Raw genomic sequence first — 21,693 nt, forward strand, 5'->3', positions numbered from 1 at the left:
GAGGTCCACGCCGGTCGCCACACGCCCGACCAGGGAGTCCCCGCCGGTCGCCTTCCCCGGTCCACGAGCAAGCTCGTCGGCCGTCGCCTCGGGCAGGGGCAGCCGCTACACCCTCCCCCACGTCCTCCGGTCCCGTGCCATCGCGTGCAGCGCCTCGACGTCCGCGGGCTTCAGCACGCCTCCGAGGCGGCCCAGGCCGGGCAGCTCGGTGTCCTGGAGGATCCGTACCGTTCTCGGCTGGACCGTGATCGTGACGTCGGCCGGGCCGGTCAGGGCCAGGAGCGGGTGGACCTCGGCGGTCAGGGCGTAGGAGGCCCGGTCGGCGACGGCGCGCAGCCGGCGCAGCAGGGGCTCGGGCTCGCGGCGGCCCACGGTGACCATCGGGTCGGCGACCCGCACCCGCGTCTTGCGGGCGTACAGGGCGTGTACGGCGAACAGGCCGCCGGGGCCGAGAAGGAGGTGGTGGATGCGGTCGCCGCCGGGCAGGGCTATGGAGTGGAGGGTGTGCCAGCCGGCGTCCTCCAGGCCGTCCAGGGCCGTGCCGACGGTCTCCTCGGCGGTCAGGGCACGCCGGCGTGGGTCGGGGCGCAGCCGGTGGTGGGCGGGGTCGCGGTCGAGGGCGACGAGGAGGGCCTCGCCGGGGCGGTTGGGCGCCAGGTCGTCGTCGGGGTGCAGGGTGAGCCGGGCGAGTTCCGCGGGGGTCGGCACCGGTGGCGGGCCCACGGTGACCGGGCCGGTCAGGAAGGGTTTCAGGGCCTGCAGTACGGCGTCCCTGCTGTCCTCGCCGAGCAGGTTGACCCGGCCGGTCTCACGGTCGTACCAGGCGACGTTGGATCCGTCCGGGCGGCAGACGTACAGCCGTTCCCGGCCGTGCCGATTGGCCGGCACCACGCGCAGTGCGCTCATGCGCCATCACCCCTCGACCATGGGAACAGGCGGGGTGCTCCCGGGGCAAGACCGGTTACCGTGGAGGGCGGCCCCGCGAGGGGGAGTTGGGGAGGCGCCGTTGCGGATCCGCGGAAAGCAGCCCGACGTACCGGCTCCGGAGAGCCCGTGGAACGAGATCGTGCCCGGCCTGTGGATGGGCGGGCACCAGTTCCGGGGCCGCTCGGGACGGCCGGAGCTCGCCGTCGTCCATGACGAGTTCGATGTGGTGCAGACGCTGCTGCGGCTGCCGGGGTACGGCCCCGATCCGGGCGTGGAGCACCATGTGTGGCCGATCCCGGACGGGCCGCTGGACGGGACCCAGCTGGCCGGGGTGATCCGGCTGGCGCGCGCGGCGAACGAGGCGCTGGACGCCGGCCGCCGGGTGCTCGTGCGCTGCTATCACGGGTACAACCGCTCGGGTCTCGTCGTCGCGCATGCCCTGCTGCAGCGGGGGCGGGCCTCGCCCGACGAGGTGATCCAGCTGATCCGGTCCCGGCGCTCGGCGTGGGCGCTGCACAACGAGCTGTTCGTGGAGTACCTGCGCGCTGGCCTGTCGACCGTACGGCTGCTGGAGGAACTGGCCGAGTAGCCTCTCCACCTGCGCCACACCGGACACACCGGCGTCATCCTCACGGGTACAAAAGTACTTACATCGGAAATTTACCCGTCCATGCGTAAGGTGTACCGGCCCCGACCGGCCCCGACCGGCCCACCCCGGCCCCGACACCCCAGGAGCACCGTGCCAGCCCGCCGTCCCGCGCGCACCGCCGTCACCGCGGCCGCCGTTGCGCTGCTCGCGGCGACCGCGACGGCCTGCGGGGACGCCGGAGGGCTGCGGAGCGCCGGGGCGACGCCGCCCGCGGTCAGCCCGGCCAGGCTCTGGCCCGGCCTGCGCCCGGCGTCCAGCCCGGCCTACCCCTACGACGTGGCGACCCGGGAGGTCGTCAAGGGCGTCGCGGTCCCCGGTGACGACATCCGCAAGGTGGACCCGGTGGACGTGGTCGAGGCCGAGGTCAGGGCCCATCCGGACGACTACGGGCCGAAGGGGCCGTACCACGCGACCGTGGAGCGGCTCGGGGACTGCCGGGCCGGCGGCGACCGGGCGCGCTGCCCGCTGCTGACGCCGTACTACCGGGACCTCACGGGCGACGGCCGGGACGACATGACGCTGGGTTTCCGGCTCTACCCGACCAACCAGACGGCCGTACGGGTCTACACCGTCGAGAAGCACCGGCTGGTGCAGGTGCTGTCCGACAACGACGCGATCATCGGCGTGGAGCTGGCCGGCCGGACGCTGATCGAGCGCTCCCCCGCCGACATCTCCGGCTACGAGTACCGCACGACCTGGGTGTGGGACCCGGGGCAGCGGGCGATGGTCTTCTCCCGCGACGAGTACCTGCACACCGGTGGCGGCCGGCACGCCAAGAAGCCCTCGCCCTCGCCGTCCCCGTCCGGCTCCCCCTCCCCCTCCCCCTCCCTCTCGGCGAGCGCGCCATGAGGTTCGCGCTTCCCCGCTGGGCCGGGCCGCTCGCCGTGAAGGCCGCCGCCTTCATCACGGTGATGTGCTGTGCGCTGGCCGCGCTGCTCGGCGTCCTGGTGCACGTCTCGGTGACCAACCAGACCGTCGGCCAGGCCCGCGCGCGGGCGCTGTCCCGCCTCGCGGACGCCACCGCGGCGTACGAGGCGGGGGACGCGCTGCCGCCGAACGCCGGTGTGGACCCCGGGGGCCTGCCCGCGCGGCTGCGGCGGCTCGCGGCGGCCGGCCGGCGCGGCACCATGGTCTCCTCGTACGACGGGCGGCCCACCATGTGGGCGGCCGGCCCGGTGGCCGGGCAGCGGGCGATCGCGGTGGCCGTCGACTACTCGCAGCAGTCCCGCACCATCGCCGGCCTCGACAACTCGATCCTGTGGTCGTCGGGGCTGGCGATCGGGGCGACGGTGCTGGTCGGTGTGTTCGCGGTGACCCGGGTGACGCGGCGGCTGCACGGCACCGCGCAGGTCGCCCGGCGGATCAGCGCGGGCGACCTGGACGCGCGCGTGCACGACCCGCGCACCAAGGACCCGTCCCGCCCGCAGGACGAGGTGGCCGCGGTGGCGGCGGCCCTGGACACCATGGCCGCCACGCTGCAGAGCAAGCTGCTGAGCGAGCAGCGGTTCACCGCGGACGTGGCGCACGAGCTGCGCACCCCGCTGACCGGGCTGCACGCGGCGGCCGAGCTGCTGCCGCCGGGGCGGCCGACGGAGCTGGTGCGCGACCGGGTGGCGGCGCTGCGCACCCTCACCGAGGACCTGCTGGAGATCTCCCGGCTGGACACCGGGCGGGAGAAGCCGGCCGTGGACACCGAGGAGCTGGGCGCGCTGGCCCGGCGGGTGGTACGGGCCTCGGGCACCGACACCGAGGTGCGGGTCCTCGCCGACGCGCGCGTGGAGACCGACCGGCGGCGCCTGGAGCGGGTGCTGGGGAACCTCGTCGCCAACGCGCACAAGCACGGGGGGCCGCCGGTGGTGCTGACGGTGAACGGGACCGTGGTGACGGTCCGGGACCACGGGGCCGGATACCCGGAGTACCTGGTGGCCCACGGGCCGCAGCGGTTCCGTACGGAGGGCGGGGCCACCGGGCACGGGCTGGGGCTGACCATCGCCGTGGGGCAGGCGGAGGTGCTGGGGGCGCGGCTGTCCTTCGCGAACGCCGTGGACGGCGGGGCGGTCGCCACGCTTGTCCTGCCGGACGGGGGCGGGCGGTAGACAGCTCGGGTCCACCGGTGGGTCGCCGGGTGCGAGTCCTTGGGGTTTCCCGCGCCGTTCCCCGCGCCCCTTCGGGGCCGCCAGGGCCCTCACCACGCTCGTCCTGCCGGACGGGGGCGGGCAGCGGTAGACAACTCGGGTCCACTGGTGGGTCGCCGGGCGCGGGCCGGCTGTGCCTTCTCGCGCCGTTCCCCGCGCCCCTTCGGGGCACGCCAGGCCCTCACCACGCTCGTCCTGCCGAACGGGGCGGGCAGCGGGAGAGAGCTCGGGTCCGCCGGTGGGTCGCCGGGTGCGAGTCCTTGTGGCTTCCCGCGCCGTTCCCCGCGCCCCTTCCCGGCGGGGTGCCGCACATTGATACGGTCTCGGGGCTCTCGAGGCGCGTCCGAGCAACGGAGAAATCCGCTTTGGGTAGGTTCCGGGCATGACCAAGGCCGGAACCACCCTGGCGGCGCAGGCTTCCCCGCCCGTCGTACGCCTTCCCCGGCGCCGTGGCATCGAGCTCGCCCTGATCATGCTGGCCGTCCTGCTGTCCGTGTACGGCTACTGCGCGGTCGGGATGGCCCGGGCCGGCGCCGTGCCGCCCGGTGCCGTGGGCTACGGCGCCGGGCTCGGGGTGCTGGCGCTGTGCGCGCATGTGGCGGTGCGGATCCGGGCGCCGTACGCCGATCCGCTCTTCCTGCCGATCGCCGTGCTGCTCAACGGGCTGGGGCTGGTCCTGATCTACCGGCTGGACCTGGAGACACCGGGTCGCGAGGCCGCCCCGGCGCAGCTCGTGTGGTCCACGCTCGGGGTGGGGCTGTTCATCGGCGTGGTGCTGGTGCTGCGCGACCACCGGGTGCTCCAGCGGTACGCGTACGTCTGCGTCGCCGTCGCGCTCGGGCTGCTGGCGCTGCCGATCCTGTTCCCGCCGGTCAACGGCGCCCGGATCTGGATCCGGATCGCCGGGTTCTCCATTCAGCCGGGCGAGTTCGCGAAGGTGCTGCTCGCGGTGTTCTTCGCCGCCTATCTGGCCGCCAACCGCAACGCGCTCGCCTACACGGGCCGGCGGCTGTGGCTGCTGCAGTTCCCCACCGGGCGGGTGCTCGGGCCGATCGTGACGATCTGGCTGCTGAGCGTCGGCGTCCTGGTCCTGGAGCGGGACCTGGGCACCTCGCTGCTGTTCTTCGCGCTGTTCGTGGTGCTGCTGTACGTCGCCACGGGCCGGACCGGCTGGATCGCGGTCGGGCTGCTGCTCGCGGTCGTCGGCGCGGCGGCGGTGGGGCGGACCGAGCCGCATGTGCACCAGCGGATCACGGACTGGCTGCACCCCTTCGCCACCATCGAGGCCGGGCAGGGTCCGAACCAGCTCTCGCAGTCGCTGTTCGCCTTCGCGGCGGGCGGGGTCCTCGGCACCGGGCTCGGGCTCGGCCACTCCGTCCTGATCGGCTTCGCCGCCAAGTCGGACTTCATCCTGGCCACGGCGGGCGAGGAACTGGGGCTCGCGGGGCTCGCGGCGGTCATCCTGCTGTACGCGCTGCTGGTGGAGCGCGGCTACCGGGCCGGCCTCGCCCTGCGCGAGCCCTTCGGCCGGCTGCTCGCGGTCGGGCTGGCCTCGATCCTGGCGTTGCAGGTCTTCGTGATCGCGGGCGGCGTCACCGGGCTGATCCCGCTGACCGGCATGGCGATGCCGTTCCTCGCCCAGGGCGGCTCGTCGGTGGTCACCAACTGGGTGATGGTGGCGCTGCTGATCCGGGTGAGCGACCAGGCGCGCCACCAGTACGACGGTCGGGAGGCGCGGTGAGCGGGTACGGCGGCTTCCACGAGGGCGAGCGCCCGATGGGCCGGTACATCCGGCACGCCTGCGCGTTCTGCACGCTGCTGCTGGCGGCGCTGCTGGCCAACGCGGCCCGGGTGCAGGTGGTGCAGTCGGGGGTGTACGACGACAATCCGTACAACCGGCGTGCCGAGATCGCCCGTTACGCCCGGCCGCGCGGCGACATCCTCGTCGGCGGCGAGCCGGTCACCGGCTCCGTGGACACCGGCGAGCAGCTGCGCTACGAACGCACCTACAAGAACGGCCCGTTGTACGCGCCGGTCACCGGCTTCTCCTCGCAGTCGTACGGCACGGCGTTCCTGGAGCACTCCGGGGACGGGGTGCTCTCCGGCAGGGATCCGATGCTGTCGCCGCTGCCGCTGTGGCAGGACGTGACACGCGGCGCCAGCCCGGCAGGGAACGTCGTCACCACGCTGAACCGGGCCGCGCAGGAGGCGGCGTACCGGGGTCTCGCCGGGCGCAAGGGCGCGGTGGCCGCGATCGAGCCGACGACGGGCCGCGTCCTGGCGCTGGTGTCGAGTCCGTCGTACGACCCCGGGGAGCTGTCCGGCAACGGCGAGGCGGTGGCGTCGGCGTGGGCGCGGCTCACCCACGACCCGGAGAAGCCGATGCTCAACCGGGCGGTGCGGCAGACCTATCCGCCGGGTTCCACGTTCAAGGTGGTCACCGCGGCGGCGGCGCTGGACGCGGGGGTGGTCACCGATGTGGACGCGCGCACCCACTCTCCCGACCCCTACCGGCTGCCGGGCACCAGGACCCGGCTGACCAACGAGGCCGACGACTGCGCGGACGCCTCGCTGCGGTCGGCCTTCGAATGGTCCTGCAACACGGTGTTCGCCAAGCTCGGCGTGGACGTCGGGGTGAAGGACATGGTGGCCACGGCGGAGGCATTCGGTTTCAACGACACCGGGCTGCGCATCCCCTTCTGGGTGGCGCGGAGCACCTTCGACCCACGGGTGGACCAGGCGCAGCTGGCGCTGTCGTCGATCGGGCAGTACAACACGCGGGCCACGCCCCTGCAGATGGCGATGGTGGCGGCGGCCGTCGCCGACCGGGGGCAGCTGCGGACGCCGTACCTGGTGGAGCGGACGACCCGGAGAAACGGCGAGCCGGTCGACGGGAGCGGGCCGCATCCGGTGCGGCAGGTGATGAACCCCTCGACGGCCGAGCGGCTGAAGGAGCTGATGGCCGACGTGGTCCGGGAGGGCACCGGCACCCGGGCGGCCATCCGCGGCGCCCTGGTCGGCGGCAAGACCGGCACCGCGCAGCACGGGGTCGGCAACTCCGGTGTGCCGTACGCCTGGTTCGTCTCCTGGGCGCAGGCCGACGACAGTCTGGAGCCGCAGGTGGCGGTCGCGGTGGTGGTGGAGGACGCGTCGGCGAACCGGGGCGAGATCAGCGGCGGCGGCGACGCGGCGCCGATCGCGCGGGACGTGATGCGGGCGGTCCTGGGCCGGTGAGCACCGGCCCAGGGGCCGGGCCGGTCAGACCGGCCGGAGCATCTCCGAACGGACCTGGAGCGTGTGCCGGGCGGCGGCGTCGAGGTCGACGTCGGACGGGTCGGGCGCCGGCAGGGCGGCCTCGCCGATGACGGCCGCCGTGTTGCCGTCCGCCCAGGCGCACACCGGGTAGGTGATCGTCACCAGGGCCGCCTTCTGGGTCAGCACCTCGCAGCTGATCGTGACGTCGGAGCCGGACGGGGTGACGTCCCGCGGCGCCTGCTCCACGGTCACGCTCTCGGCCTCGGTGGCGCCCTTGAGCATGCTGCGCCGCACGGCGTCCTTGTTCTTGAACCGGCCGTACATGCCGGAGACCAGCAGCATGCCCTTGGTGCTGTCGCCGCCGGGGCTGTAGCGGGCGGTGACGGCGTGGATGTCCTTGGCGTCCCAGGCGCCGTCGGCCTCCTTCTCGACCTTCCTGCCCTCGGTGCCGGACATGTCCTGGGCGAGCCGGTACTTGTCGTCGAGGAGGCTCTTGGGCAGCGTCAGCTTGTTCTTCGCCTCCGGGAAGCCGCTGTCGACCGCCATCCCGATCACGGCGAGCGCCACGACGATCGCCGCGACGGCGCCGCCCGAGATCCCGAGGATCAGCCCGACGCGCCGCTTCTTCGGCAGCGGGGCCATGGACGGGGCGCCCCAGCCGCCGTACGGCTGCTGACCGTAGGGCTGGGGCGGGTAGGGCTGCTGCGGCGGGTAGGGCGAGCCGTAGGGGCCGGGGGCGGGCGACGGCGGCTGCTGACCGTAGGGCGCCTGCGGGGGCTGCGGGCCGTACGGCCCCGGGGCGGCCTGCGGGGGCGGGCCGTACGGGTTCGGCTGCTGCTGGGGGCCGTTGGGGTACGGCTGCTGCGGTGGCGGAGGCATGGACACGCCGGAACGCTACTGCACCCGGGTGAACGGCCCCGCGGCCGCCCGGGAATGCGCGGCCTCAAGACCTCCGCCGCCCCGGACCCCGCCGCCTCAAGCTCTCCACCACCCCGGAACCCGCCACTTCAGCTCTCCGCCGCTCCCGCCTCGATGGCCTCCTGCACCTCCGCCACGCGTTCCCGCTCCTCGGTGGCGAAGCGCTGGGCGTCGAGCTGGTCGGCCAGTTCCTCGTCCTGCCTCATGAGCAGGTCCAGGTCGGAGTCGCCGAGTTCGAGGACGCCCATGTCGACGTAGGCCTGCTGCAGGCGCTTGCCCCACAGGCCGATGTCCTTCACGCAGGGCACGATCCGGCTGAACAGCAGCCTGCGGAACAGCTGGAGGAACTCGGAGCGCTCGCTGAGGGCCTCCGCCTCGGCCTTGGGGATGCCGAAGTTCTCCAGGACCTCCACGCCCCGCAGCCGGTCGCGCATCAGGTAGCAGCCCTCGATGACGAACTCCTCGCGCTCGCGCAGTTCGGCGTCGGTGAGCTGCTTGTAGTAGTCCCTGAGGGCGAGCCGGCCGAAGGCCACGTGCCGTGCCTCGTCCTGCATGACGTAGGTGAGGATCTGCTTGGGCAGCGGCTTGTTCGTGGTGTCCCGGATCATCCCGAAGGCGGCCAGCGCCAGCCCCTCGATGAGGACCTGCATGCCGAGGTAGGGCATGTCCCAGCGGCTGTCCCTGAGCGTGTCGCCGAGCAGGGACTGCAGGTTGTCGTTGATCGGGTAGACGAGCCCGATCTTCTCGTGCAGGAAGCGGCCGTAGATCTCGGCGTGCCGGGCCTCGTCCATGGTCTGGGTCGCGGAGTAGAACTTGGCGTCCAGGTCGGGCACCGACTCCACGATCCGGGCGGCGCAGATCATCGCGCCCTGCTCGCCGTGCAGGAACTGGCTGAACTGCCAGGAGGCGTAGTGCCGGCGCAGCTCGCCCTTGTCCTTCTCGGTCAGCTTGTCCCAGTACGGGGTGCCGTACAGGCTCATCGCCTCGTCGGGGGTGCCGAGGGCGTCGTACGGGTCGACCTCCAGGTCCCAGTCGATGCGCTGCTGCCCGTCCCACTGCTTGTCCTTGCCCTTCTGGTACAGGGCGAGGAGGCGTTCGCGGCCGTCGTCGTACTCCCAGCTGAACCGGGCCGCACCGCTCGCGGGCACCTGCCAGGGGGAGTCTGAGGGGGCGTTGGCGTACAGGTCATGGGTCGGCATACCCCGCAGGCTCACACGTAGACGGGAAGTCAACAAGTCATGCGCAAGGGATTGACGCCCTTGCTGACAGGCAGTCTCATAAGAGGAAGGAAGACTACCCCCGGGTAACGAGGTGACGGAGCCATGACGACCCTGACGGAAGCGGACGCGCTGGACGGCCTGCGCGATGCGCTCGGCCTGCTCAAGGACCGGGAGCAGGTGGCCGAGCGGCTGCTGGTCTCCTCCGCCAAGCACTCCTTCGACCCGGACGAGGAGCTGGACTGGGACGCGCCCTTCGAGGAGGGCAAGTGGTTCTGGCCGCCGGAGCTGGTCTCGCTGTACGGCACGCCGATGTGGAAGCGGATGAGCGAGGAGCAGCGGATCCTGCTCTCCCAGCACGAGGCGGCGGCGCTGGCCTCGCTCGGCATCTGGTTCGAGATCATCCTGATGCAGCTGCTCGTCCGGCACATCTACGACAAGGCCGCGACGAGCGCGCACGTCCGCTACGCCCTGACCGAGATCGAGGACGAGTGCCGGCACTCGAAGATGTTCGCCCGGCTGATCTCGCACGGCGGCACGCCCTGGTACCCGGTGAGCAAGGTCCACCAGAACCTCGGCCGGCTGTTCAAGACCATCTCCACCACGCCCGGTTCCTTCACCGCCACGCTGCTCGGCGAGGAGGTGCTGGACTGGATGCAGCGCCTGACCTTCCCGGACGAGCGGATCCAGCCGCTGATCCGGGGCGTGACGCGCATCCACGTGGTCGAGGAGGCCCGGCACGTCCGGTACGCCCGTGAGGAGCTGCGGCGCCAGATGGTGACGGCGCCGAAGTGGTCCCAGGAGTTCACCCGGATCACCTCCGGCGAGTTCGCCCGCGTCTTCTCGGTCGCGTTCGTGAACCCCGAGGTCTACACCAACGTCGGCCTGGACAAGCGGGAGGCGATGGCCCAGGTGAAGGCGAGCGGACACCGCCGCGAGGTCATGCAGACCGGCGCCAAGCGACTGACCGACTTCCTGGACGACATCGGGGTCCTGCGGGGAGTCGGCCGGCGGCTGTGGAAGTCGTCCGGGCTGCTGGCGTAGGGCCGGCCCGGGCAGGGGGTCGCGCACCGCTCGCGGTGAGGCGCCGCGCAGCCGACGGCATCGCCGCGGCGATTAGGCTGACGGCCATGACCCCCGCCGCCACCCCCGCCTACCGCCGCCTCAGCGTCGAGGAGCGGCGCAGCCAGCTCCTCGCCGCCGCCCTGGGCCTGTTCGCCCACCGCGCCCCGGAGGACGTGTCGCTGGACGACGTGGCGGAGGCGGCCGGAGTGTCGCGGCCCTTGGTGTACCGGTACTTCCCAGGCGGCAAGCAGCAGCTGTACGAGGCCGCGCTGCGGTCGGCCGCCGAGGAGCTGCAGCTGTGCTTCGACGAGCCCCGCGAGGGCCCGCCGCTGCCCCGGCTGTCGCGGGCCCTGGACCGGTACCTGAGCTTCGTGGACGAGCACGACACCGGCTTCAGCGCGCTGCTCCAGGGCGGCAGCGTGGTGGAGACCTCGCGGACCACGGCCATCGTCGACGGGGTGCGCCGGGCCGCCGCCGAGCACATCTACCGCCACCTCGGCGTCGCCGGGCCCGGCCCGCGGCTGCGCATGAGCGTGCGGACCTGGATCACGGCCGTGGAGGCGGCCTCCCTGATCTGGCTGGACGAGGGCAAGCAGCCCCCGGTGGAGGAGCTGCGCGACTGGCTGGTGGAGCAGTTCGTGGCCATCCTCACGGTCACCGCCGCCCGGGACCAGCAGACGGCCGCGGTCGTCGGCGAGCTGGCCGCGGATGGCGGAGACTGAAGCGGTGAAGAGTCAGGACACCCCCTTCGAGGGCGGCCCGATGGACGGGCGCGTGCTGCCGGTGCTGGTCGGCCCCACCGGGCACCCCCCGAAGACGTACCGCATCCCCGTCCCGGACCCGGACGGCAAGGAGCCCACAGTGCTCGTCTACCGCCGGGTGCCGCGCGGGCACAGCAGGAGGCTGGGGCTCGTCCAGGGGTGGAAGTACCGGTACGACCCGGAGGACGCCTCCGGCGGGAAGCCGCGGTGGCCCTGGTCGAGGCCGGGCGCCACGCCGCCGGGCCGGGCGGATGACACCGACGGGTGACAGACGTGGGCCGAACCGCGCACACCGGGCGCGCGCCCCCCACGCATACATCTGATTATCGCGGTGCGATAGGAGGCGACCAGCCCGCCCGCCGGGATTCTCCCCCGCACCCGAGGTGATGACGTGTCAGGAACGTTTCTGCGCCTGGCCTGTACGGCCACGGTGGCAACCCAGGCCGTCCTCGTGCCCGCACCGGCCGCCGCCGCGCCGCAGCCCCAGCAGTCCGTCTCCCAGCTGCTGACGGATCTTCAGACCCTGTACCGGCAGACCGAGCAGGCCACCGAGACCTACAACGCCACCGCGGTGAAGCTGGCCCGCCAGCGCGCGGTGGTGTCCCGTCTCGACGGCGAACTGGCCCGCGCCCGCCTCGCCCTGCTGGACAGCCGGTCCGACGCCGGCCTGCTGGCCCGCCGGCAGTACCAGAGCGCCGACGGCCTCGGCCCCTACGTCCGCGTGCTCCTCGCGCCCGATCCGCAGACCGCGCTGGACGAGGGCCACGTCGTCGGCGAGCTGGCGCGCGCGCAGGCCCGCACCGTGAACCGGCTGAGCGCCACCGAGCGGGCCAGGGACGCCGTGGCCCGCGCCGCCCGCAGGGCCCTGGACGCCCAGCTCACCCTCGCCGAGCAGCAGAAGAAGCAGCAGGACGCGGTGCGGTCCAAGCTGGCCGCGGTGGAACGCCTGCTGGCCGGTCTCACCCCGGCCCAGCTGGCCGCGGTCGCCGCGCTCGAACAGCGGGGCGTCGCCGAGGCCCAGCACAAGCTCACCACCGCGGGCTCCCTGCCCGCGAACCGGACCGCCTCCCCGGAGGGCGCCCGCGCGGTCCGCTACGCCCTGGACCAGGTCGGCAAGCCGTACGCGTGGGGCGCCCAGGGCCCCCGCTCCTACGACTGCTCGGGCCTGACCGCGCAGGCCTGGCGGCACGCGGGCCGGCCGATTCCCCGCACCAGCCAGGAGCAGTGGCGCCGACTGCGCCGCGTCCCGCTCGCCCGGCTGCGCCCCGGCGACCTGGTGGTGTACTTCCGGGACGCGACGCACGTGGCGATGTACGTCGGGAACGGGAAGGTCGTACAGGCGCCGAGACCCGGAGCGAGGATCCAGGTGTCACCCCTGGCGTCGTATCCGGTGCTCGGCGCCGTACGACCGGACGGTCAGGCCCCCGCCACCGACGCCAGGTAGGCCTCGGCCTTCTCCGGCTCGTAGAAGAAGTTCTCGAAGTCGGCCGGGTCGTTGAAGGCGTTGGCGAAGCGGTCCGCCACCGGCTGCAGCTGTCCGGCCGCGCCGATCAGGTTCAGGACGTGCTCCGGCGGCGGGGCCAGCATCGCGTTCGTCCACTTGGTGACGTGCTGGGCCGTCTTCCAGTAGCGGTCGAAGGTGGCCTGCATCCACTCCTCGTCGAACGGCTTGTCACCGTGCTCCAGGATGGACGCCAGGTACGCGGCCGCGCACTTGGAGGCCGAGTTGGAGCCCTGGCCGGTGATCGGGTCGTTGGCCACGACGACGTCCGCGACGCCCAGCACCAGGCCGCCGCCGGGCAGCCGGCCGATGGGGTTGCGGACGGTCGGGGCGTAGCGGCCGGCCAGCGTGCCGCCGGCGTCCGTCAGTTCCACCTTGGTGGCCCGCGCGTACTCCCAGGGCGTGAACTTCTCCATGAGTTCCAGGGTCAGGGAGAGGTGCTCCGCCGGGTCCTTGACGCCGTTGAAGACGTCGAGCGGGCCGCCGGGTATGCCCTCCCAGAACAGGATGTCGGCCGGGCCGGACGTGGTGAGCGTCGGCATGACGAACAGTTCGCCGACGCCGGGGACCAGGTTGCAGCGGACGGCCAGGAAGTCAGGGTGCTCCGGGCGCGGGCCCAGCCCGTGGACGTACGACACCGCCAGCGCCCGCTGCGGCTCGCTGTACGGCGAGCGGGAGGCGTCGCGACCGAACATCTGGACCAGCTCGCCCTTGCCGGCGGCGACCAGGACGAGGTCGTACGTACGGGAGAAGTAGTCGAGGTCGCCGACCGCCGCGCCGTGGATGACCAGCTGGCCGCCGCGCTGGGCGAAGGTCTCCATCCAGCCGGCCATCTTCACGCGCTGGTCGACGGACTGGGCGTACCCGTCCAGCTTGCCGACCCAGTCGATCGCCCGCTGGGTGGGGCCCGGGTCGTGCGAGCCGGGGGCCGCGACCGAGACGCCGAGTCCTTCGATCTTCGGGGCCTGGGACTCCCAGAAGTTCAGCTTCAGATCGCGCTCGTGCTGCAGCGCCGTGTGGAACATGCACTGCGTCGACATGACCCGGCCGCTGCGGATCTCGTCCGCGGTCCGGTTCGACATCAGGGTGACCTCGTAGCCGTGCGACTGCAGGCCGAGGGCGAGCTGGAGGCCGGACTGGCCGGCTCCGACGACGAGTATCTTCCGCATGCGGGTGGGGACTCCTTACGGGAACTGCTCGGGGACTGCACTGGGGACCGCGCGGCGGCCGCCGGGCCGGACTACTCGGGGGTTTCGTCCAGCGCGTGGCCGACCAGGGCCAGCAGTGTCTCGATGACCGAGATCCTGCGCCGCGCGTCCATGATCATGACAGGGATGTGCGCGGGTATCGTCAGCGCCTCCCGTACGTCCTCCGGCTCGAACAGCTCGCTGCCGTCGAAGTGGTTGACCGCGACGACGTACGGCAGCCCGGTGCTCTCGAAGTAGTCCAGTGCCGGGAAGCAGTCCTTCAGCCGGCGGGTGTCGGCCATGACGACGGCGCCGATCGCGCCGCGCACCAGGTCGTCCCACATGAACCAGAACCGCTGCTGGCCCGGCGTGCCGAACAGGTAGAGCACCAGGTCGTCGTCGAGCGTGATACGGCCGAAGTCCATGGCCACGGTGGTGGTCAGCTTGCCCGGCGTGGCGGTGAGGTCGTCGGTCCCCTCGCTCGCCTCGGTCATCAGCGCCTCGGTCTGCAGGGGCGTGATCTCCGAGACGGAGGTGACCAGCGTGGTCTTGCCGACTCCGAAGCCCCCCGCCACCACGATCTTCGTGGCGATGGGGGCCCGGGTACGGTCCGTCTGCCAGGACTTCAGGTCCTCGTCGGGCTCGGCGAACCCGGCGACGAGCGGGGCGCCCGAGACGGCGGAGGCGGCGGCGTCAGAGACGGCGGAGTCCATGCAGCACCCTTTCCAGCAGAGCGCGGTCCGGGCGGCCGGTGCCGTGACCGGTTCCGGTGCCGTACACCCGGATCTTTCCCTGGTCCGCGAGGTCGCTCAGGAGCACGCGGACCACGCCGAGCGGCATCTTCAGCAGCGCGGCGATCTCGGCCACCGTGCGCATACGGCGGCACAGTTCGACGATGGCCCGCATCTCCGGCATCACGCCGGTGGCGAGGGAACCGTTCGTCAGTTCTTTGCGCTCCTCCGGGGCCTCCAGCGCGGCGACGAAGGTCTCCACGAGGAGGACGTGGCCGAAGCGGGTGCGGCCGCCGGTGAGCGAATAGGGGCGGACGCGGGCGGGTTTGCGCTCGCCGCCGCGCACGGGGAGTTTCTTCGATGTGCCGCTCATCAGGCGCTCCCCGCCGAGTCGGCCTCCATGGACTTCCGCAGCTCGCTGCGGAGTTCCGGGGTGAGGACGTGTCCGGCGCGGCCGACGAACAGCGCCATGTGGTACGCCACCACGCTCATGTCGCACTCGGCGCTGCCGTGCACGCCGAGCAGCGAGCCGTCGCTGATCGACATCACGAACAGGCTGCCCTCCTCCATCGCGATCATCGTGTGCTTGACGCCGCCGAAGTCCATCAGCTTCGCGGCGCCGACGGTGAGGCTGCCGATGCCGGAGACGATGGTGGCCAGGTCGGCGGCGGAGCCGCGGGGACCCTTCGCGGGGCGGTTCTGACGGGACTGCTCGGTGTGGGCCGGGTCGGACGACAGCAGCAGCAGTCCGTCCGAGGAGACCACGGCGACGGACTGGATGCCGGGGACTTCCTCGACCAGGTTGGTCAGCAGCCAGTGCAGGTTGCGGGCTTCGCTGCTCAGTCCGTAGGTACTCGGCGCGGTCAACTGCTTGCCTCCTCGGCTGTGCCCCCCGTGACGTTTTCGGTACGTTCCGCGATCTCTGCCTCTACGTCGCGGTAGCCGGCCTGGGCGCCCTGGCGGAAGCCGCCGAGCCTGCGGCGAAGGGCTTCGGCGTCCACAGAGCGGGGCCGCTGGCGCGGGGCCTGGGTCGGTACGGTGATCTTCGGTGTGCGCTTGGGGAGGCCCTTGGCGGTGACCTGCTCCTCGGGCTCCGCCTCGGCTTCATCTTCGGCGCGCGCGTGGCCGCGGCCGCCGTCGTCGGCTGCGGGCCGCTCCTGCGGGGCACCGCTACCGCCGTCCCCCTGCGGGCCGGTCGGCTCCCGCGTCAGGTCCGGGAGCAGCAGCTCCATCGTCGTCTCGGCAAAGGTCTCCACCGGCGCCTTCGGCCGCGTCTCCGTGTCCCGGCCCCCGGCCCCGGCCTGTTCATGTACGGCACGCTCACCGGCACCGCCCGCCGTACGCTCCGCCGGCCCACCGAAGGCGTCCCGCACCGCGTCACCGTCCGGCCCACCGGGACCGGCACCGGCGCCCCGGTCCGCCGGGGTGCGGAAGGCGTCCCGCGCCGCGTCATTGCCCTGCCCGCCGGGACCGGCACCGGAGCCGTGGTCCGCCGGGGTGCGGGAGAGGCCCGGCACCGCCCGCTCCCCGGCCTGCCCGCCGAAGGCGTGCGCGGTCTCGCCGTGCGCCCGTCCGGCGCCGGTCTCGCCGGTCAGGTCACGGGAGACACCCTGGGACCCGTCTGCCGCATCGCCGGAGGCGGCGGCCCGGCGCTCGGACGCAGGGCTGCCGGATGCGGCGGTATCCCCGGCGCGATCGCCGAAGGCATCCGCGGGCTCCTCGGCGCCGACACCGAAGGCACCCCCGTGCCGCACGCTCGCATCGCCGGACGCGGTCGCGTCGCCCCCTGCCCGGTCGTCGGAGCCCGTCGCAGGCCCCTCGGCCGCGCCACGGAAGGCACTCGCAGACCGCTCACCCGCATCGGCGAAGCCGGACGCGTGCCCGCCGGCCCGGTCGTCGGAGACCGGTGCGTAACCCTCACCCGCATCGCCGAAGGCACTCGCAGACCGCTCACCCGCATCGGCGAAGCCGGACGCGTGCCCGCCGGCCCGGTCGTCGGAGCCCGTCGCAGGCCCCTCCGCCGCATCACCGAAGGCACTCGCAGACCGCTCCGCTGCGCCGCCGAAGGCGCTCGCCGACTCCTCCGGTGCATCGCCGAAGGGCCTCGCAGGACCCTCCGCCGGATCGCCGAAGGCACTCGCAGGGCTCTCCGTCGTATCGCCGGAGGCGGGCGGTTCCTGTGTGCGGGAAAGGGAGTCGGTGGAGGCCTGGCGGACTGCCTCCTCCGCCAGGGTGACCAGGGGGTCCTGGTGCTTGGTGCGGGCGTGCAGGACGTTGGAGTTGACCTCGGCGTCGGCGCCCGGCAGGGAGAAGGTGCCGGTGCCGCTGGGCGACGCGGCGTGCGGGGGCAACGCGGTGGACGGCGGGTCGGTGACGAGGGCGGCCGGGAGGACCACCACTGCCGCGACACCGCCCTGCTTCTGCTCGCGCAGCTGCACCCGGACCCCGTGCCGGTGCGCGAGGCGGGCGACGACGTACAGGCCGAGCCCGAGGCCGTCGTCGCCGTCGTCGTCGTAGCCGGACTCGGGGTCGAAGTCGGCCAGCCGGGCGTTGAGCCGGTCCAGGCGGTCGGCCGCCATGCCGATGCCCTCGTCCTGCACCGAGAGCATCACCTCGCCGGACTCCAGGAGCCAGCCGGAGATCTCCACCGGCAGGTCCGGCGGGGAGAACGAGGTGGCGTTCTCCATGAGTTCGGCCAGGAGGTGGGAGAGGTCGTCCGCCGCGAAGCCCGCCACATGCGCGTGCGGGGGCAGCGCCGCGATCCGGACCCGTTCGTAGCGCTCGATCTCGCTGACGCCCGCGCGCACCACGTCGACCAGCGGCACCGGTGCGTGATGCTGCTGCACGTGCTCGGCACCGGCGAGGACCAGCAGGTTCTCGCTGTGCCGGCGCATGACCGTGGCGAAGTGGTCCAGCTTGAAGAGCGTGGCGAGGCGCTCGGGGTCCTGCTCCCGCTCCTCCAGGCCCTCGATGACCCCCAGCTGGCGCTCGACCAGGCCGAGGGTGCGCAGGGCCAGGTTGACGAACGTGCCGCCGACGCTGGTGCGCAGCCGTTCCAGCCGGGCGGCGGACTCGGCGAGTTCGGCGCGCAGTTCCTCGCGGGCGTCGGCCATCTGCTGGCGCTGGCCGACCAGGTGCTTGCGGTCGGTCTCCAGGGTGGCCACGCGGTCCTGGAGGGCCGCAGCCCGGTCGCGCAGCGCCACCGCGTGTCCGTGCAGGGCGTTGACCGAGCGCACGACCTGGGCGAACTCGTCGTTGCGGCCGGTGAAGGCGATGGGTTCCTGGGCCGCCGGGTCCTCGGACTCGGCGAGCCGGGCCGTGCCGCGGCGCAGCACCGACAGCGGGCGGGTCAGGGTGCGGGCCATGGCGGTGGCGAGGCCCACGGCGACCAGCATCAGCGCGCCGACGACGGCGATGCGGATCTCCAGGGCCGTGACATCGTCGTCGCGGAGTTTCGCCAGCTCCTTGGTGCGGTGGTCGTAGAGGGCCGATTCCGCGCCGCGCATCAGGTCGACGCGGGCGGACAGGGCCGCGTCCAGCTTCTTGGTGCTGGTGGTCAGCTCGCTGTCTGCCAGCGTGGGCTGGTCGGTGAGCGTGGCGAGGTACTTCTCGGCCGAGTTGACCTCGGGTCCGGTGACGGTGGAGTCGTACGACTCGACGGCCGACCTGGGCGCGTCGGCGCGGAAGCCGGCGAGGGCCGCGTCCGCGCGCAGCCGGGCCTGCTGGGCGGCGGCGGTCAGCTGGTCGCGCTGCCTGCGGTCGGCCGCGGAGGTGCTGGAGGTCGTGGTGGCCACGCCGGTGACGGGGTTGATCACCGTGCGGGTGGTGGACGGCACGTTCAGCGCGGCGAGCAGCAGGCCGCGGGCGGCTGCGGACTGCTGGACGGCGGTGTCGAGTTCGGCCAGCGCGTGCGCGCCGGAGCCGGCCCGCGGGGGCGTCCGGTCGGCGAGCTGCTCGGCGAGCCGGTGCAGTTCGGCGATCGTGTCGGAGTAGGCCTGCTGGGTCTGCAGGGCCGTGGTCTTGCCGGTGAGCGCGGCCCGGCGGACGGCGGCGATGCCGTCGAGGTCGCCGCGCAGGCTCGCCGGGGTGTCGTCCTCGGCGCGCAGGTCCTCGACCTGCCGGTCGACGCGGGCGCTGCGGTCCTCGTCGGGCGCCTTGGACTTGTCACGCCCGGAGGCGATGTAGGAGGTGACCTCGTCGCGCTCGTCGGCGAGGGAGTTCGCCAGGGCGAGGGCGTCCTGCGTGCGCGAGGCCAGCGTCACCAGGTCCTGGGAGTCGCCGAGGTCCTGGGAGGCGGTGAGCAGGGAGGGCGCGCCGGCTCCCGCGACGGCGGCGGCCACCACGGCGACCGCGACGATGAGCCGGGTGCGCACATGCGTGGGGCGGCCGGTGCCCACGGGGGTCTGCTGGGCGGTCCCCGTGGGGGCCGTCTGCCTGCCTGTGCGCCGAGGCCGCTTCATCTGCACCGGTGCTCGCATTCCTGAACTCGTCTACCCAAGGGCCCGGGTGGCGTCCTGTCATGTCCGGTGCCCGGCAGGGCCCGGCCATCTCGGCTGCCAAGTGGTGCCTACACCCGGTTCGTACGGTTCCCGACCCTCCCAGCGCCGGTGGGCAGTGGTCGCGCATCACCTGACCCGCCACCCGAAGGAGTGAACATCGGAGGGGAGTTGGCGGGCAAGTTCCTCCGGCGTGTGCGAGGCGGTTCGGCGGCACGCCGGTTGGACGCGCGCGGCTGGCTTTGGCAGTATTCGCCACCACGCCTTCCCGGAGTACACCATTCCACCCCAAACCAGGCGGCTGACCTGCATGGACGCGTCAATTCGGCGGCGGTTGCCAGCCTTTGGAGCATCCTGTGAAGGCCTCGTGCAGACTGGCTGAATGCGAACCGATCTCGTTTCGGAACCCGGCGACGCCCACCGACCCAACGAGGACTTCGCCGCCGTCGGACTACCCGCCTGCGGACAGGGAGGTTGCGTGGTGGTCCTGGACGGAGTGACTCCGCCGCGGGGCGAGACGGGCTGTCTGCATTCCGTCCCCTGGTTCACCGGGCGACTGGGCGGCGCGCTGACCGAACTGACCGTTTCGGCCACAGATCTGACGCTCCCGGAGATTCTCGCGCGGGCGATCACCCGGACCGCCGGGGCACACGCGGACACCTGTGAGCTTTCTCACCCGCGAACCCCCCAGGCAACCGTGGCCCTGGCCCGCTGGTCCGCCGAGACCGTCGAGTACCTGGTGCTGTCCGACTCCGCGCTGCTGCTGCAGGACCCGGACGGCACGGTCACGGCGGTCCTGGACGACCGGCTGGCCCGGCTCCCGCGCTCCGCGCTCGCCTCCGACGCCCTGGTGGACGCCACCCTGCGCAACCGGGAGGGCGGCTTCTTCACGGCCGCCGCCGATCCCTCGGTGGCGGCCCGCGCGGTCGCCGGCACGCTGCCGCGCCGGGAGGTGCGGGCGCTGGCCGCGCTCACGGACGGCGCGGCCCGCTGGACGGAAGTGTTCCGCGAGGGCGACTGGCAGGCCCTGTTCGAGCTGGTCGCCAAGGAGGGCGCCCGGTCGCTGGTGGACCGGGTGCGGGAGCTGGAGACGGCGGACCGGCGGGAGCGGGCGTTCCTGCAGCGCGGCAAGACGCACGACGACGCCACGGCGGTGTACGCGGAGCTGTGAGCGCCCGCCGGTCCGCTCCCGTGCGGCCCCGCGGCGGGCCTACTTCTCCATGCCGCCGTTCAACTGGTGCAGCAGCCGGGCCAGTTCCGCGACCTCGCGGCGGTCCCAGTGGGCGAGCTGGCGGACGTAACGGGCGCGGCGCGCCTCGCGGACCTTGCCGACCCGGCGGCGCCCCTCGTCGGTGAGAGTGACGAGCCAGGCGCGTCCGTCGGCCGGGTCCGGTTCGCGGGCGATCAGGCCCAGCTCCTCCAGGGCGCGCAGCTGGCGGGACATGGTGGCCTTGCCGACGCCGATGTAGGCGGCGAGTTCCGTGGCGCGCCGGCCGCCGCACTCGTCCAGGCGGATGAGGAGGCCGTACGCGGAGGACTCCAGGTCGGGGTGGACCTCGCGGGCCATCTCGCCCTGGTTGGCCCTGGCCCGCCTCAGCAGCACGGTCAACTCCCGTTCCAGAGCCAGGAATTCCCGGTCTGCACCACTGGGTGTCATCTCCTCGGCGCCGCGCTGTGCGTCGCCGTTTCCGTCCTCGTGCACGTCAGCACCCCTGCTCGGTTTCGCGGTCCTGAAAGTTTCTGCCAAAAGTCGTCATTGCCGCAGCTCCGTCAGTATTTCGCAGGGCTAGACCAACGGCGGTGTCCGGACCCTCTTCCCACGCCGTTGTCTACGTGCGTAGCTTCTTCAGCAGGCAAGGAAATGGCATGCCCACGCCAGTGCGGCATCCGGTACACGGTCACGGTCACGTTCTCCCCACCCCACTCCCCGGAGGCACGTCATGCCCGTGCACAGACCCGGCTCCATCCGCCCGCGCCCCCTCGCCGTCCTGGTGACGGCCCTGCTCGCGGCACTGTCCCTCACCCTGCCCCTGACCTCCGCGCACGCCGCGACGACCCCCGCCCGCGGCTCCGCTTACATGGGCATGGGCGTCCTCGCGCACGACGGCAGGGCCGGCACCCCCACATCGGGTGACGTCACCCAGACCGAGGGCGTGGACGTCTCCGGCTACCAGGGCAACGTCGCCTGGTCCACCCTGTGGAACGGCGGGGTGCGCTGGGCCTACACCAAGGCGACGGAGGGCACGTACTACACGAACCCCTACTTCGCCCAGCAGTACAACGGCTCGTACAACGTGGGCATGATCCGCGGCGCCTACCACTTCGCGACCCCGGACACCACCAGCGGCGCCACCCAGGCGAGCTACTTCGTCAGCCACGGCGGCGGCTGGTCCAGGGACGGCAAGACGCTGCCCGGCGCGCTCGACATCGAGTGGAACCCGTACGGCGCCGAGTGCTACGGCAAGTCGGCGAGCGCGATGGTCAGCTGGATCGCCGACTTCCTGAACACCTACAAGTCCCTGACCGGCCGGGACGCGGTGATCTACACGGCGACCAGCTGGTGGAGCGACTGCACCGGCAACTACGGCGGCTTCGCCGCGAACAACCCGCTGTGGATCGCCCGCTACGCCTCGGACCCGGGCACCCTGCCGGCCGGCTGGTCGTACTACACGATGTGGCAGTACACCTCCTCCGGCCCGACCGTCGGCGACCACGACAAGTTCAACGGAGCCCTCGACCGCGTCCAGGCCCTGGCCAACGGCTGACGCTTCTCCGGTGCCCCCTGCCCGGTGCGGGCAGGGGGCACCGTGCTGCGTTGGTGCTCCGCGCCGCCCGGGATCATGCTGGTCAG

The 21,693-nt window shown here is 72.9% G+C and carries 20 protein-coding genes; 11 read left to right on the forward strand and 9 right to left on the reverse strand.

Features of this window, described 5'->3' with window-relative positions; all coding sequences use genetic code 11:
• Positions 1-105: 105 nt before the first annotated feature.
• Positions 106-906, reverse strand: a complete 801-nt coding sequence (locus tag ACGFZN_RS13810) for an NERD domain-containing protein (RefSeq protein WP_393858660.1) — start codon at positions 904-906, stop codon at positions 106-108.
• Between the two features lie 100 nt (positions 907-1,006).
• On the opposite strand from ACGFZN_RS13810, the gene ACGFZN_RS13815 reads away from it, so the two are divergent.
• From ACGFZN_RS13815 to ACGFZN_RS13835, 5 genes are all read left to right on the forward strand, one after another.
• Positions 1,007-1,516 (forward strand): protein phosphatase, encoded by a 510-nt coding sequence (locus ACGFZN_RS13815; protein WP_393858661.1) that lies wholly within the window; start codon positions 1,007-1,009, stop codon positions 1,514-1,516.
• 150 nt (positions 1,517-1,666) lie between these two features.
• Positions 1,667-2,425 (forward strand): hypothetical protein, encoded by a 759-nt coding sequence (locus ACGFZN_RS13820; protein WP_393858662.1) that lies wholly within the window; start codon positions 1,667-1,669, stop codon positions 2,423-2,425.
• A complete protein-coding gene (locus ACGFZN_RS13825) occupies positions 2,422-3,672 on the forward strand; it encodes an ATP-binding protein (RefSeq protein WP_393858663.1) in 1,251 nt (416 codons plus the stop codon). Before ACGFZN_RS13820 ends, ACGFZN_RS13825 begins: the two co-directional genes overlap by 4 nt.
• Before the next feature lie 421 nt (positions 3,673-4,093).
• Positions 4,094-5,452 (forward strand): FtsW/RodA/SpoVE family cell cycle protein, encoded by a 1,359-nt coding sequence (locus ACGFZN_RS13830; RefSeq protein WP_393858664.1) that lies wholly within the window; start codon positions 4,094-4,096, stop codon positions 5,450-5,452.
• Between the two features lie 35 nt (positions 5,453-5,487).
• Positions 5,488-6,945, forward strand: a complete 1,458-nt coding sequence (locus ACGFZN_RS13835) for a penicillin-binding transpeptidase domain-containing protein (protein WP_393858980.1) — start codon at positions 5,488-5,490, stop codon at positions 6,943-6,945.
• 24 nt (positions 6,946-6,969) lie between these two features.
• Here the strand turns inward: ACGFZN_RS13835 and ACGFZN_RS13840 are convergent, their stop codons facing one another.
• Positions 6,970-7,845 (reverse strand): hypothetical protein, encoded by an 876-nt coding sequence (locus ACGFZN_RS13840; RefSeq protein WP_393858981.1) that lies wholly within the window; start codon positions 7,843-7,845, stop codon positions 6,970-6,972.
• 128 nt (positions 7,846-7,973) lie between these two features.
• Complete coding sequence (locus ACGFZN_RS13845) at positions 7,974-9,083, reverse strand: ferritin-like domain-containing protein (RefSeq protein ID WP_393858665.1); 1,110 nt, start codon at positions 9,081-9,083, stop codon at positions 7,974-7,976.
• A gap of 123 nt (positions 9,084-9,206) precedes the next feature.
• Between ACGFZN_RS13845 and ACGFZN_RS13850 the strand changes: the two genes are divergently transcribed.
• The 4 genes from ACGFZN_RS13850 (at position 9,207) to ACGFZN_RS13865 (ending at position 12,371) form a co-directional block, all read left to right on the forward strand.
• The gene (locus tag ACGFZN_RS13850) at positions 9,207-10,145 is read left to right on the forward strand and encodes a diiron oxygenase (RefSeq protein WP_393858666.1); all 939 of its coding nucleotides are present in this window, start codon (positions 9,207-9,209) and stop codon (positions 10,143-10,145) included.
• 86 nt (positions 10,146-10,231) lie between these two features.
• Entirely contained in the window at positions 10,232-10,888 is a 657-nt protein-coding gene (locus ACGFZN_RS13855; RefSeq protein WP_393858667.1) for a TetR/AcrR family transcriptional regulator, read from the forward strand.
• A 4-nt stretch (positions 10,889-10,892) separates the two neighbouring features.
• The gene (locus ACGFZN_RS13860; protein WP_393858668.1) at positions 10,893-11,195 is read left to right on the forward strand and encodes a hypothetical protein; all 303 of its coding nucleotides are present in this window, start codon (positions 10,893-10,895) and stop codon (positions 11,193-11,195) included.
• 123 nt (positions 11,196-11,318) lie between these two features.
• Positions 11,319-12,371 carry an NlpC/P60 family protein gene (locus ACGFZN_RS13865; RefSeq protein WP_393858669.1) on the forward strand — a complete coding sequence of 351 codons (1,053 nt, stop codon included), beginning with the start codon at positions 11,319-11,321 and terminating at the stop codon, positions 12,369-12,371.
• Here the strand turns inward: ACGFZN_RS13865 and ACGFZN_RS13870 are convergent.
• From ACGFZN_RS13870 to ACGFZN_RS13890, 5 genes are all read right to left on the reverse strand, one after another.
• Positions 12,344-13,597 carry a styrene monooxygenase/indole monooxygenase family protein gene (locus tag ACGFZN_RS13870; protein ID WP_393858670.1) on the reverse strand — a complete coding sequence of 418 codons (1,254 nt, stop codon included), beginning with the start codon at positions 13,595-13,597 and terminating at the stop codon, positions 12,344-12,346. The two genes, ACGFZN_RS13865 and ACGFZN_RS13870, sit on opposite strands and share 28 nt — an antisense overlap.
• Before the next feature lie 71 nt (positions 13,598-13,668).
• On the reverse strand, positions 13,669-14,328 hold the full coding sequence (locus ACGFZN_RS13875; RefSeq protein ID WP_393858671.1) for an ATP/GTP-binding protein: 660 nt from the start codon (positions 14,326-14,328) through the stop codon (positions 13,669-13,671).
• Complete coding sequence (locus tag ACGFZN_RS13880) at positions 14,309-14,719, reverse strand: DUF742 domain-containing protein (protein ID WP_393858672.1); 411 nt, start codon at positions 14,717-14,719, stop codon at positions 14,309-14,311. The genes ACGFZN_RS13875 and ACGFZN_RS13880 overlap by 20 nt, the downstream gene beginning before the upstream one ends.
• A complete protein-coding gene (locus ACGFZN_RS13885; protein WP_393858673.1) occupies positions 14,719-15,213 on the reverse strand; it encodes a roadblock/LC7 domain-containing protein in 495 nt (164 codons plus the stop codon). Before ACGFZN_RS13885 ends, ACGFZN_RS13880 begins: the two co-directional genes overlap by 1 nt.
• Positions 15,210-18,743 carry a nitrate- and nitrite sensing domain-containing protein gene (locus tag ACGFZN_RS13890; RefSeq protein WP_393858674.1) on the reverse strand — a complete coding sequence of 1,178 codons (3,534 nt, stop codon included), beginning with the start codon at positions 18,741-18,743 and terminating at the stop codon, positions 15,210-15,212. Before ACGFZN_RS13890 ends, ACGFZN_RS13885 begins: the two co-directional genes overlap by 4 nt.
• A gap of 481 nt (positions 18,744-19,224) precedes the next feature.
• Between ACGFZN_RS13890 and ACGFZN_RS13895 the strand changes: the two genes are divergently transcribed.
• Positions 19,225-20,013, forward strand: a complete 789-nt coding sequence (locus tag ACGFZN_RS13895; protein WP_393858675.1) for a protein phosphatase 2C domain-containing protein — start codon at positions 19,225-19,227, stop codon at positions 20,011-20,013.
• Positions 20,014-20,052: 39 nt separating this feature from the next.
• On the opposite strand, the gene ACGFZN_RS13900 is transcribed toward ACGFZN_RS13895, so the two are convergent.
• A complete protein-coding gene (locus tag ACGFZN_RS13900) occupies positions 20,053-20,544 on the reverse strand; it encodes a MarR family winged helix-turn-helix transcriptional regulator (RefSeq protein ID WP_393858676.1) in 492 nt (163 codons plus the stop codon).
• A gap of 238 nt (positions 20,545-20,782) precedes the next feature.
• Between ACGFZN_RS13900 and ACGFZN_RS13905 the strand changes: the two genes are divergently transcribed.
• A complete protein-coding gene (locus tag ACGFZN_RS13905) occupies positions 20,783-21,607 on the forward strand; it encodes a lysozyme (RefSeq protein ID WP_393858677.1) in 825 nt (274 codons plus the stop codon).
• Positions 21,608-21,693 lie beyond the last annotated feature (86 nt).

The sequence above is a fragment of the Streptomyces sp. NPDC048192 genome, from assembly GCF_043202415.1.
Taxonomy (GTDB): domain Bacteria; phylum Actinomycetota; class Actinomycetes; order Streptomycetales; family Streptomycetaceae; genus Streptomyces.

Bases quoted from the DNA above. Each gene is read 5' to 3' on its own strand.
- ACGFZN_RS13895 (WP_393858675.1), top strand. From the start codon at position 19,225: ATGCGAACCGATCTCGTTTCGGAACCCGGCGACGCCCACCGACCCAAC.
- ACGFZN_RS13850 (WP_393858666.1), top strand. From the start codon at position 9,207: ATGACGACCCTGACGGAAGCGGACGCGCTGGACGGCCTGCGCGATGCG.
- ACGFZN_RS13845 (WP_393858665.1), bottom strand. From the start codon at position 9,083: ATGCCGACCCATGACCTGTACGCCAACGCCCCCTCAGACTCCCCCTGG.
- ACGFZN_RS13875 (WP_393858671.1), bottom strand. From the start codon at position 14,328: ATGGACTCCGCCGTCTCTGACGCCGCCGCCTCCGCCGTCTCGGGCGCC.
- ACGFZN_RS13830 (WP_393858664.1), top strand. From the start codon at position 4,094: ATGACCAAGGCCGGAACCACCCTGGCGGCGCAGGCTTCCCCGCCCGTC.
- ACGFZN_RS13840 (WP_393858981.1), bottom strand. From the start codon at position 7,845: ATGCCTCCGCCACCGCAGCAGCCGTACCCCAACGGCCCCCAGCAGCAG.
- ACGFZN_RS13880 (WP_393858672.1), bottom strand. From the start codon at position 14,719: ATGAGCGGCACATCGAAGAAACTCCCCGTGCGCGGCGGCGAGCGCAAA.
- ACGFZN_RS13825 (WP_393858663.1), top strand. From the start codon at position 2,422: ATGAGGTTCGCGCTTCCCCGCTGGGCCGGGCCGCTCGCCGTGAAGGCC.
- ACGFZN_RS13855 (WP_393858667.1), top strand. From the start codon at position 10,232: ATGACCCCCGCCGCCACCCCCGCCTACCGCCGCCTCAGCGTCGAGGAG.
- ACGFZN_RS13870 (WP_393858670.1), bottom strand. From the start codon at position 13,597: ATGCGGAAGATACTCGTCGTCGGAGCCGGCCAGTCCGGCCTCCAGCTC.
- ACGFZN_RS13905 (WP_393858677.1), top strand. From the start codon at position 20,783: ATGCCCGTGCACAGACCCGGCTCCATCCGCCCGCGCCCCCTCGCCGTC.
- ACGFZN_RS13835 (WP_393858980.1), top strand. From the start codon at position 5,488: ATGGGCCGGTACATCCGGCACGCCTGCGCGTTCTGCACGCTGCTGCTG.
- ACGFZN_RS13810 (WP_393858660.1), bottom strand. From the start codon at position 906: ATGAGCGCACTGCGCGTGGTGCCGGCCAATCGGCACGGCCGGGAACGG.